Here is an 11,231-nt window from a genome sequence, read left to right on the forward strand (position 1 = left end):
AGGAGCGAACTTGTTCGCGAGGCGTCCTGGCAGGCACACCGCGTCAGCCGTCTCGCCAACAAGTTGGCTCCTACAGAGCTGCGCGCCGTTCCTGGCTCCTGTAGGAGCGAACTTGTTCGCGAGGCGTCCTGGCAGGCACACCGCGTCAGCCGTCTCGCCAACAAGTTGGCTCCTACAGAAGTCTGGGTCGTTCGGAGGGCACCCAAAATAGCCCGTTCAGTTTGTGTTGAAAGGAGAGGATTGTGATGAAGTTAGCGATTGTTACGGCCTGTCCCAACGGCAAGATCAGCAGTGTCTTGAGCGCGCGTCTGCTCGATGCTGCCGCGCAGCGTCAGGGCTGGAGCACCAGCGTCGAGGTTCACAATCCGCGCAATCCGGAACAGCAACTGACGGCTGCCGACATCGAGGCTGCAGACTGGGTTCTGGTGGTCAACACCGGCCCGTTGGACCTGACTCGTTTTGCCGGCAAGCGCCTGCATCAAGCGACGCCCGCGCAAGCGTTGCAGGACGTCGATGGTTTTCTGCGCAGCGCCTTTGATCTCGCAAAACCCTACGAGGGTTCTTCCGCTTCCAACGTCGCGCTGCCGGCTATTTCTGCCCAGCCGCGTTTGGTGGCGATAACCGCCTGTCCGACGGGTGTGGCGCACACTTTTATGGCCGCCGAGGCGATTCAACAGGCGGCGAAAAAGCTCGGTTATGAGTTGCAGGTCGAGACCCAAGGTTCGGTCGGCGCACGCAACCCGCTCAGTGCCCAGGCCATCGCCGAGGCCGATGTCGTGTTGCTTGCAGCCGATATCGAAGTCGCCACCGAGCGTTTCGCTGGCAAGCGCATCTATCGCTGCGGCACCGGTATCGCGCTGAAGCAGGCTGAGTCGACGCTGAAAAAAGCCCTCGCTGAAGCCGAGGTCGAATCTTCGGCCAGTGCTTTAAAGACGCCGGCCAAACAGGAGAGAACCGGCGTCTATAAGCACCTGCTGACCGGCGTCTCGTTCATGCTGCCGATGGTGGTGGCGGGCGGTCTACTGATCGCGCTGTCGTTCGTGTTCGGCATCCACGCGGCGGAAGAACCAGGGACCTTGGCCGCCGCGTTGAAACAGATCGGCGCTGGCGCTGCGTTCCAGTTGATGGTGCCGTTGCTGGCCGGTTACATCGCTTACTCGATTGCCGATCGGCCAGGGCTTGCCCCCGGCATGATCGGTGGTCTGCTGGCGAGCACACTGGGCGCTGGATTTATCGGTGGGATCATCGCCGGTTTTCTTGCGGGGTACAGCGCTTGGGCGGTCAATCGTTATGCCAAGTTGCCGCCAAGCCTTGAAGCGCTCAAGCCGATCCTTATTATTCCTTTGCTGGCGAGTGCCTTTACCGGGCTGGTGATGATCTACGTCGTCGGTCAGCCGGTCGCGGCCATGCTCGAAGGCCTGACGCATTTTCTCGACACCATGGGCACTGCAAACGCCGTACTGCTGGGCGTGCTGCTGGGCGCGATGATGTGCGTTGACCTAGGCGGGCCGATCAACAAGGCGTCGTACGCGTTTTCGGTGGGGCTGCTGGCGTCGAGCAGCGGCGCGCCGATGGCCGCGACCATGGCTGCAGGCATGGTGCCGCCGATAGGTATGGGGATCGCCTCGTTCATCGCCCGCCGCAAGTTCGCCCAGAGCGAACGCGAAGCAGGCAAAGCGGCGCTCGTGCTGGGGCTGTGTTTTATCTCCGAAGGTGCGATTCCGTTTGCCGCGAAAGACCCGCTGCGGGTGATCCCGGCCAGTATCGCGGGTGGCGCGCTGACCGGCGCATTGTCGATGTATTTCGGCTGCAAACTCATGGCACCCCATGGCGGGCTCTTCGTGCTGCTGATCCCCAACGCAATCAACCATGCGTTGCTGTATCTGCTGGCGATTGTGGCGGGCAGTCTGGTGACCGGATTGCTATACGCGGTATTGAAACGGCCTGAAGCGGTCGAGCTGGATGCGGTGCCTGCCGGGGCTTGATCTGTTGACTGGTCCGAAGCCATCGCGGGCAAGCGCGCTCCTACCGACTGAGCGTGTTATGACGATGGACCGCGGCCCCGTGTAGGAGCTGACGAGCTCCGCGAGGCTGCGATGCGGTACATCTGACACACCGCAATCGCAGCCTCCCGCTGGTCGTCAGCCCCTACAAAAGCGAGCGTCCGGTAGTTGCCCGTGTCTGCCGCCAGAATCAATAACACGCTGTCACATTCCGGCCAACATCAGGCTGTAGGTTTTACCCCTTCGCATTCGCTCGATGGGGATACACATGACTCAATTCGACCTGACCCGCCGCCGCATCATTCAAGCTGCCGGCGCCGGTTTGCTGCTGCCCGGCCTTGCGCCTGCGGTCATCGCTTCCGTCAAAGACCGTCCGAAAATGACTGATGGCGTGCAGTCCGGTGACCTTCAGGGTGATCGGGCGATGGTCTGGAGTCGCAGCGATCGTCCCTCGCGCATGGTGGTCGAGTGGGACACCCGCAGCATGTTTACTAATCCGCGTCGCAGCGTTTCGCTGCTGGCCGACCAGCGCACCGACTTCACTGCCCGCGTCGAACTGACCGGTCTGCCCACCGATCAAGCGATCTTCTATCGCGTGTTCTTTGAAGACGCCCAAACCGGCGTCGCCAGCGAACCCTGGTTCGGCCACCTGCGCAGCGTGCCGCAGACCAAACGCGACATCCGCTTCGTCTGGAGCGGCGACACCGTCGGCCAGGGCTTCGGCATCAACCCGGACATCGGCGGCATGCGCATCTACGAGGCCATGCGCCTGCGCTTGCCGGATTTCTTCATCCACAGCGGCGACACCATTTACGCCGATGGCCCGGTGCCCGCCGAGATCGTTGCTGAAAACGGCCGTGTCTGGCGCAACATCACCACCGAAGCCAAAAGCAAAGTCGCCGAAACCCTCGATGAATATCGCGGCGCCTATCGCTACAACTTGCTGGACGACAACCTGCGCCGCTTCAACGCCGAAGTGCCGCAGATCTGGCAGTGGGACGATCACGAGGTGTGCAACAACTGGTCGCCGACCAAGCAACTGGATGACCGCTACAAAGTGAAAGACATCCAACTGCTCGCCCAGCACGGCCGCCAGGCGTTTCTCGAATACGCGCCGATGCGGTTGCAGAGTGCCGACAACGGTGGCCGGGTGTATCGCAAGCTCAGCTACGGCCCGATGCTCGATGTGCTGGTGCTCGACATGCGCAGCTACCGCGACGGCAACGACGCCAATCTGGCTGAAAAGCCCGGTCCAACCACTGCGTTTCTGGGGCGCGAACAACTGGATTGGCTCAAGCGCGAACTGGCCGCTTCCACCGCGAAATGGAAAATCATCGCTGCCGACATGCCCATCGGCCTTGGCGTCCCGGACGGCGAAGTCAGCCCTGGCGTGGCGCGCTGGGAAGCCATCGCCAATGCTGACAACGGCGCGCCGAAAGGACGTGAGCTGGAGGTCGCTGAACTGCTGGGCTATCTGCGCGCGCAGAAGATCAAGGATTGCGTGTGGCTGACGGCGGACGTGCATTACTGCGCCGCGCATCACTATCAACCGGATCTGGCAGTGTTTCAGGATTTCGATCCGTTCTGGGAGTTCGTTGCAGGTCCCTTGAATGCCGGGACCTACGGGCCAAACGTGCTGGACAAAACCTTCGGCCCGGAACTGGTGTTCCAGAAAGCCCCGACCGCCCAAAACATGTCACCGTTTGCCGGGTATCAGTTTTTCGGCGAAGTGAATATCGACGGCCAGACGTCCGAGCTGACCGTAACCCTACGTGATCTGGACGGGGTATCGGTGTTCGAGAAGAAGCTGGCGCCTGCGAAGGGTTGATGTCCCGCTATTGTAGGAGCGCGCTTGCCCGCGATTGCGGTGTATCAGCCGCATTTCGGTGGGCTGACAGAATGCAATCGCGGGCAAGCGCGCTCCTACAGTGGTGAGGTTGTCTGATAACTATTCAAATCCCTGCCCCAGAACCGTCCTTGGTGACCTATCATTAGCCACCTAACGACGGGACAGGGTTTGCGCATGCTGGACATTTTTTCCGAGACCCTGGCTATCACCGCGCCGGTGTTCGCCATGTTGTTTCTTGGCGTGGTGCTCAAGCGCGTTGGCTGGATCAATGACAGTTTCATCCACACCGCGTCGGCGCTGGTGTTCAACTGCACCATGCCGGCGCTGCTGTTTCTGGGGATCATTCACGCAGACCTGCACGCCGCGCTGCAGCCGGGTGTGTTGATCTACTTCATCGTCGCTACGCTGGTGGGCTTTGCCATCGCCTGGGGCTGGGCCATTTACCGGGTGCCCTTCGCCGAACGCGGGATCTACACCCAAGGCGCGTTTCGCGGCAACAACGGCGTCATCGGTCTCGCGCTCGCGGCCAGTATGTATGGTGATTACGGGATTTCGCTCGGAGCAATCCTCGCAGCCCTGGTGATTCTGTTCTACAACACCCTCTCCACGGTGGTGCTCGCCGTGTACAGCCCGGTGATCAAGTCCGACCCCTGGAGCATTTTCAAAAGCGTGCTCGCCAACCCGCTGATCATCAGCATCGTCTTGGCCACGCCTTTCGCCTATTTCTCGATTCCGTTTCCCAAGTGGCTCGACACGTCCGGCAGCTATCTGGCGCAGATGACCCTGCCGCTGGCGTTGATGTGCATCGGCGGTACCTTGTCGCTCAAGTCGCTGCGTGAAAGTGGCGGGCTGGTGATCAGTGCCAGCCTGATGAAAATGGTGTGGCTGCCGATCATCTGCACCTTCGGCGCCTGGGCGCTAGGGTTTCGCGGCGCGGAGCTGGGGATATTGTTTCTGTACTTCGGCGCCCCGACCGCGTCGGCCAGTTACGTTATGGTGCGTGCGGCCAACGGCAATCACGAGCTGGCGGCGGCAATCATCGTCATGACCACGCTGGCGGCTGCGGTGACGACCAATATCGGGATCTTTATTTTGCAGTGGGGTGGGTGGATTTAGCGGAAATCTGTAGGAGCCAACTTGTTGGCGAGGCGGATCACTAGATGCTTCAGGTGCGACGCCTCGCGAACAAGTTCGCTCCTACAGAGGCTGCCAACTTAGTGCTGGCGCCGCCACGCGCGGGCGGTGCTGATTGCCACACCCACCGCCAACACCGGCAGCACGTAGTGAATCATCAGGGTTTCCAGGCGGTCAGCCAGCGGCATACCGGTGGTGAATGACACGATGTGCAGTCCGTACACCACGTACAACGCCAGCAACAGCAGGCCTTCGATGCGCGTCACTCGGTAGCCCGAGTAAAAAAGCGGCAGGGCCAATGCCGCCGCCCCCAGCATCACCGGCAGATCAAACACCAGCGCATTGGGCGAGATGGACAGCGGCTCCGGGCTGATCAGTGCGGTGGCACCCAACACCCCGAGCAGGTTGAACAGATTGCTGCCGATCACGTTGCCCACGGCAATGTCGCGCTCGCCGCGCAGTGCTGCGATCAGTGAGGTCATCAACGCCGGAAGCGAGGTAGCGATGCCGATCACGGTCAGGCCGATGACGCGTTCCGACAGCCCCAGATCCTGAGCGATCACGGTCGCCGCGCTGACCAGAAAATGGCTGCCGTAAATCATCAGCACCAGCCCGCCGATCATCATCGACAGGCGCCCGATCAGCGGACGGATTCGGCGTTTCGATTGATCCGGCGCCGGGCTGAAGTGCCGGGTGCCATGGGCGAACTGGCGCAGCACGATCACCAGATAGCCGCCGAGCGCCAGCAGCAGGATCACCCCGTCCAGACGGCTGAGCACACCGTTCCATGCCAGCGCCGTCACCAGTGCCGTGGCGGCAATCATCAGCGGAATGTCGACCCGCACCAGTTGCCGGGCGACCCGCAGCGGAATGATCAACGCCGCCAGGCCGAGGGTCACCAGCACGTTGAAGATGTTGCTGCCGATCACGCTGCCAATCGCGATGTCGCTGCTGCTGGAGAATGCTGCCTGCAAGCCAACGGCCATTTGCGGCGCACTGCTGCCCAGCGCCACCACGGTCAGGCCGAGAAACAACGGCCGGGTTTGCAGGATGACCGCCAGCCCCACGGCAGCGCGTACCGACAATTCAGCACCGATGATCAGTAACAGCAGGCCGCCAATCAGCTCAATCAGGTTGGGCAGCGGCAGTGTGGATAATTCGAGAATTGCGGGTACCTGTAGAGGTCAATGAAACATTGGAATTCAGTCCAGCGCTTGCACGCGAACCTTGGCGGTGCCGCTGCGCAGCATGCCCAATTGCGCTGCAGCCGCGCGTGATATGTCGATCAGGCGCCCACGGGTGTGCGGGCCGCGATCATTGATGCGTACCACGACCTTTCGATCATTGCTCAGGTTGGTGACCTGTACCCGAGTACCGAAGGGCAGTTGGCGATGCGCTGCCGTGAGACTGTTTTGATCGAAGCGTTCGCCGCTGGCAGTACGTTTGCCTTGATGCCTGGGCCCGTAATAGGACGCGCCGCCGGTGGCGTTGTAACCGTGTGGGTCGATGATGCTGTCGCTGGCACAACCGGCCAGCAGGGAGAGCAGGGCGCAAGCGCCGAGAAGCCGCAGCATTGGTGGCAGTCCTTGATCGTATTGAGCCTCCGACACCTGTAGGAGCGCGCTTGCCCGCGATTGCGGTGTATCAGCTATGCATGTGTTAGCTGACAGAATGCAATCGTGGGCAAACGCGCTCCTACGGGGCAGTCGTGCTTAACCTTCCAGCTTGCTCTTCAACAGTTCGTTGACTTGCTGCGGGTTGGCCTTGCCCTTGGACGCTTTCATTGCCTGACCGACGAAGAAGCCGAACATCTTGCCGCGTTTGGCTTCGTCTGCCGCGCGATATTGTTCAACCTGCTCGGCGTTGGCTGCCAGCACTTCGTCCAGCATCGACTCGATGGCGCCGCTGTCGGTGACTTGCTTGAGGCCGCGCTTCTCGATGACCTCATCGGCGCTGCCCTCGCCATTGGCCATCGCCTCGAACACCATCTTCGCGATCTTGCCGGAGATAGTGTTGTCAGTGATGCGCAACAGCATGCCGCCCAACTGCTCGGCGCTGACCGGCGACTCGTCGATCTCCACACCTTGCTTGTTCAGCAGCGAACCCAGCTCAACCATGACCCAGTTGGCTGCCAGCTTGGCGTCACCGCCGATGCTGACCACTTTCTCGAAGTAATCGGCTTGCTCGCGACTGGAAGCCAGCACGCTGGCATCGTAGACCGACAGACCGAACTGCGACTGGAAGCGCTCGCGTTTTTGCGGCGGCAGCTCAGGCAATGTCGCGCGGACCTGATCAAGGAAAGAGTCCTCGATGACCACCGGCAGCAGGTCAGGATCGGGGAAGTAACGGTAGTCGTTGGCTTCCTCTTTGCTGCGCATGGCGCGGGTTTCGTCTTTGGCCGGATCGTACAGACGGGTCTGTTGAATGACCCGGCCGCCGTCTTCGATCAGCTCGATCTGACGCTGGATTTCGCTGTTGATCGCTTTTTCGATGAAGCGGAACGAGTTGACGTTCTTGATCTCGCAGCGTGTGCCGTATTCAACCTGGCCTTTGGGGCGGATCGACACGTTGCAGTCGCAGCGCAACGAGCCTTCGGCCATGTTGCCGTCGCAGATCCCGAGGTAACGCACCAGCGCGTGCATCGCCTTGACGTAGGCCACCGCTTCCTTGGCCGAACGCATGTCCGGCTCGGAAACGATTTCCAGCAGCGGAGTGCCCGCACGGTTCAGGTCGATGCCGGTCATGCCGCTGAAATCTTCATGCAGGCTTTTGCCCGCATCTTCTTCCAGGTGCGCGCGGGTTACGCCGATGCGCTTGATCGTGCCGTCTTCCAGCGTGATATCCAGGTGGCCTTTGCCAACGATGGGCAATTCCATCTGGCTGATCTGGTAGCCCTTGGGCAGGTCCGGGTAGAAGTAGTTCTTGCGGGCGAACACGTTGTGCTGGCCGATTTCAGCGTCGATGGCCAGGCCAAACTTGACCGCCATTTGTACCGCTTCTTTGTTCAGCACCGGCAGTGAACCGGGCATGCCCAGATCTACGAGGCTGGCCTGGGTGTTTGGCTCGGAGCCGAACGTGGTGGAGCTACCGGAGAAAATCTTCGATTGGGTGGTGAGCTGGGTATGAATCTCCAGCCCGATCACGACTTCCCATTGCATGTGTTTTCTCCTTAGAAGCCAGCCGGCGAGCGGGTGTGCCAATCAGTTACCTGTTGGTATTGGTGGGCAACGTTTAACAGGCGGCCTTCCTGGAAATACGGCGCGAGCAATTGCACGCCCACCGGCAGACCGTCAGCGAAGCCCGCGGGCATCGACAAGCCCGGCAGACCCGCAAGGTTGGCGGTGATGGTGTAGAAATCTTCCAGATACGCAGAAATCGGGTCGCTGTTCTTGGCGCCGATTTTCCAGGCCGGGTTGGGCGTGGTCGGGCCGAGGATCACGTCGACTTCAGCAAACGCGCTCATGAAGTCGTTCTTGATCAGGCGACGGATTTTCTGTGCTTGCAGGTAGTAGGCGTCGTAGTAACCGGCCGACAGGGCGTAGGCCCCAACCATGATCCGGCGTTGCACTTCCGGGCCAAAGCCCTCTGCGCGGGATCGCTTGTACAGGTCGGTCAGGTCTTTGGGGTCTTCGCAGCGATAGCCGAAGCGCACGCCGTCAAAACGCGACAGGTTAGAGGAAGCTTCTGCTGGCGCGATCACGTAATAGGCAGGGATCGCGTGTTGCAGGTTCGGCAGGCTGACTTCCTTGACCACAGCACCGAGCTTTTTCAGCTCTTCAACGCTGGCCATGACCAAGTCAGCGATGCGTGGATCGAGACCGGCGCTGAAGTATTCCTTCGGCACGCCGATGCGCAAACCTTGCAGCGAGCCATTGAGGCTGGCGGCGTAGTCGGGCACCGGTTCGTCGATGCTGGTGGAGTCATTGGTATCAAAACCGGCCATGCCTTGCAGCAGCAGTGCGCAGTCTTCGGCGGTACGCGCCATCGGGCCTGCCTGATCGAGGCTCGACGCGTAAGCGATCATGCCCCAGCGCGAAACACGACCATAAGTGGGTTTCAGGCCGGTGAGGTTGGTCAGCGCAGCAGGCTGACGGATCGAGCCGCCGGTGTCGGTGCCGGTCGCGGCGGGCAACAGACGCGCAGCCACTGCCGCAGCAGAACCCCCAGACGAACCACCCGGTACGTGCTCAAGATTCCACGGGTTGTTCACCGGGCCGTAATGGCTTGATTCGTTGGCGGACCCCATGGCGAATTCGTCCATGTTGGTCTTGCCCAGCGTGACAGTGCCCGCAGCGGCCAGCTTGGCAACCACGGTGGCATCGTACGGCGCTTTGAAGTTGTCCAGCATTTTGGAGCCGCAGCTGGTGCGGATGCCTTTGGTGCAGAACAAGTCCTTGTGCGCCAGCGGCACGCCGAGCAGGGCGCCATTCTCGCCAGCAGCACGACGCGCGTCGGCGGCCTGGGCCTGAGTGATGGCCAGGTCTTCGGTGAGAGTGATGAAGCTGTTGATCTGCGGGTCGAGCTGAGCGATACGCGTCAGCAGCGAGCGGGTCAATTCTTCGGAGGAAAACTTTTTGTCGGCGAGTCCGCGAGCGATCTCTGCCAGTGTCAAATCGTGCATTACGGGCACATTCCCTTAGTCGATGACTTTCGGAACCAGATAAAGGCCGTCTTGGACCGCTGGTGCGATGGCTTGATACGTGTCACGGTGATTGCCTTCGGTGACTGCGTCTTCTCGCAGGCGCTGAGAGGCTTCAAGCGGGTGCGCGAGTGGTTCGATACCGGTGGTATCAACCGCTTGCATCTGGTCGACGAGTCCCAGAATGCTGTTAAGTGCCTCGGTAGTACGTGGTATATCAGCGTCATTCAGGCCAAGTCGGGCCAGATGGGCGATTTTTTCCACGTCGGAGCGATCAAGCGCCATGGGGTTCTCCAGTGGAATGCGTAGGGCATGCGCCGTACGTCAGATTGCGGAACACTACACGCTTTAAACGGTCATAAGGCCGCGAACGTCGAGGGTAGTGCTCGGAAAAACAGCCAATTTAACATATTGGCTCCTTGCCCAAAATCCCTGTCGTTGTTAGAGTTTGCCGCACTTTTTTACCCACGCGTTCCCTAGGGTCCCTTTCCCATGTTCAAGAAACTGCGTGGCATGTTTTCCAGCGATCTTTCCATCGACCTGGGCACTGCCAACACCCTTATTTACGTGCGTGAGCGCGGTATTGTCCTGAACGAGCCATCGGTTGTGGCCATTCGGACCCACGGAAATCAGAAGAGCGTCGTTGCTGTCGGGATGGAAGCCAAGCGTATGCTGGGCCGTACCCCGGGCAACATCGCTGCCATTCGTCCGATGAAAGACGGCGTAATCGCCGACTTCAGCGTGTGCGAAAAGATGCTGCAGTACTTCATCAACAAGGTTCACGAAAACAGCTTTCTGCAGCCCAGCCCTCGCGTGCTGATCTGCGTACCGTGCAAATCCACTCAGGTCGAGCGTCGCGCCATTCGCGAATCGGCACTTGGCGCCGGTGCCCGTGAAGTATTCCTGATCGAAGAGCCAATGGCTGCTGCCATCGGTGCCGGCCTGCCGGTTGAAGAAGCCCGCGGTTCGATGGTTGTCGACATCGGCGGCGGCACGACTGAAATCGCGCTGATCTCCCTCAACGGTGTGGTTTACGCCGAATCCGTACGTGTGGGCGGCGACCGTTTCGACGAAGCCATCATCACTTACGTGCGCCGTAACTACGGCAGCCTTATCGGTGAATCCACCGCTGAGCGCATCAAGCAGGAAATCGGCACTGCCTATCCGGGCGGCGAAGTACGTGAAGTCGACGTACGCGGCCGTAACCTGGCTGAAGGCGTACCACGTGCCTTCACCCTGAACTCCAACGAAGTGCTGGAAGCGTTGCAGGAATCCCTGGCAACCATCGTTCAGGCCGTGAAAAGCGCGCTGGAGCAATCCCCACCTGAATTGGCATCGGACATCGCCGAGCGCGGTCTGGTCCTGACCGGTGGCGGCGCGTTGCTGCGTGATCTCGACAAGCTGCTGGCCCAGGAAACCGGTCTGCCGGTCATCGTTGCCGAAGACCCGTTGACCTGTGTAGCGCGTGGCGGTGGCCGTGCCCTGGAAATGATGGACAAACACACCATGGACCTGCTCTCGAGCGAGTAAAGCGCTAGAGTTGCACCTGTGATGAACCCGACAGGCGACACCCCCGGTGTTGCCTGTGTGTTCGTTGTGTCGACGA

Annotated in this window: 8 protein-coding genes and 2 pseudogenes; 5 read left to right on the forward strand and 5 right to left on the reverse strand. The window is 60.6% G+C overall.

Annotated elements, in window-relative coordinates; translation table 11 throughout:
• Positions 1–245: 245 nt before the first annotated feature.
• The 4 genes and pseudogenes from ACWKV9_RS00330 to ACWKV9_RS00345 form a co-directional block, all read left to right on the forward strand.
• A pseudogene (locus ACWKV9_RS00330) lies at positions 246–533 on the forward strand (PTS fructose transporter subunit IIB); the annotation flags it as partial.
• A gap of 63 nt (positions 534–596) precedes the next feature.
• Positions 597–1,985: pseudogene (locus ACWKV9_RS00335) on the forward strand (fructose-specific PTS transporter subunit EIIC); the annotation flags it as partial.
• A gap of 286 nt (positions 1,986–2,271) precedes the next feature.
• Positions 2,272–3,831, forward strand: a complete 1,560-nt coding sequence (locus ACWKV9_RS00340) for an alkaline phosphatase D family protein (RefSeq protein ID WP_483834113.1) — start codon at positions 2,272–2,274, stop codon at positions 3,829–3,831.
• 195 nt (positions 3,832–4,026) lie between these two features.
• Positions 4,027–4,968 (forward strand): AEC family transporter, encoded by a 942-nt coding sequence (locus tag ACWKV9_RS00345; protein ID WP_483834114.1) that lies wholly within the window; start codon positions 4,027–4,029, stop codon positions 4,966–4,968.
• Positions 4,969–5,066: 98 nt separating this feature from the next.
• On the opposite strand, the gene ACWKV9_RS00350 is transcribed toward ACWKV9_RS00345, so the two are convergent.
• The 5 genes from ACWKV9_RS00350 to gatC form a co-directional block, all read right to left on the reverse strand.
• A complete protein-coding gene (locus ACWKV9_RS00350) occupies positions 5,067–6,119 on the reverse strand; it encodes a calcium/sodium antiporter (RefSeq protein WP_483834706.1) in 1,053 nt (350 codons plus the stop codon).
• Between the two features lie 69 nt (positions 6,120–6,188).
• Positions 6,189–6,560 carry a septal ring lytic transglycosylase RlpA family protein gene (locus tag ACWKV9_RS00355; RefSeq protein WP_483834115.1) on the reverse strand — a complete coding sequence of 124 codons (372 nt, stop codon included), beginning with the start codon at positions 6,558–6,560 and terminating at the stop codon, positions 6,189–6,191.
• 138 nt (positions 6,561–6,698) lie between these two features.
• Positions 6,699–8,144, reverse strand: coding sequence for an Asp-tRNA(Asn)/Glu-tRNA(Gln) amidotransferase subunit GatB (gene gatB / locus ACWKV9_RS00360; RefSeq protein ID WP_483834116.1), 1,446 nt, complete (start codon positions 8,142–8,144; stop codon positions 6,699–6,701).
• 11 nt (positions 8,145–8,155) lie between these two features.
• Positions 8,156–9,607, reverse strand: a complete 1,452-nt coding sequence (gene gatA, locus ACWKV9_RS00365; protein ID WP_483834117.1) for an Asp-tRNA(Asn)/Glu-tRNA(Gln) amidotransferase subunit GatA — start codon at positions 9,605–9,607, stop codon at positions 8,156–8,158.
• Between the two features lie 15 nt (positions 9,608–9,622).
• Positions 9,623–9,910: an Asp-tRNA(Asn)/Glu-tRNA(Gln) amidotransferase subunit GatC gene (gatC, locus tag ACWKV9_RS00370; RefSeq protein WP_483834118.1), complete on the reverse strand. Its 288-nt coding sequence runs from the start codon at positions 9,908–9,910 to the stop codon at positions 9,623–9,625.
• Between the two features lie 207 nt (positions 9,911–10,117).
• Here gatC and mreB point away from each other — a divergent pair, with 207 nt between their 5' ends.
• Positions 10,118–11,155, forward strand: coding sequence for a rod shape-determining protein MreB (gene mreB / locus ACWKV9_RS00375; protein ID WP_020292894.1), 1,038 nt, complete (start codon positions 10,118–10,120; stop codon positions 11,153–11,155).
• Positions 11,156–11,231 lie beyond the last annotated feature (76 nt).

The organism is Pseudomonas corni, assembly GCF_057128765.1.

Coding starts and splice junctions, on each gene's coding strand:
- ACWKV9_RS00340 (WP_483834113.1), top strand. CDS start 2,272: ATGACTCAATTCGACCTGACCCGCCGCCGCATCATTCAAGCTGCCGGC.
- ACWKV9_RS00345 (WP_483834114.1), top strand. CDS start 4,027: ATGCTGGACATTTTTTCCGAGACCCTGGCTATCACCGCGCCGGTGTTC.
- ACWKV9_RS00355 (WP_483834115.1), bottom strand. CDS start 6,560: ATGCTGCGGCTTCTCGGCGCTTGCGCCCTGCTCTCCCTGCTGGCCGGT.
- gatB (WP_483834116.1), bottom strand. CDS start 8,144: ATGCAATGGGAAGTCGTGATCGGGCTGGAGATTCATACCCAGCTCACC.
- gatA (WP_483834117.1), bottom strand. CDS start 9,607: ATGCACGATTTGACACTGGCAGAGATCGCTCGCGGACTCGCCGACAAA.
- gatC (WP_483834118.1), bottom strand. CDS start 9,910: ATGGCGCTTGATCGCTCCGACGTGGAAAAAATCGCCCATCTGGCCCGA.
- mreB (WP_020292894.1), top strand. CDS start 10,118: ATGTTCAAGAAACTGCGTGGCATGTTTTCCAGCGATCTTTCCATCGAC.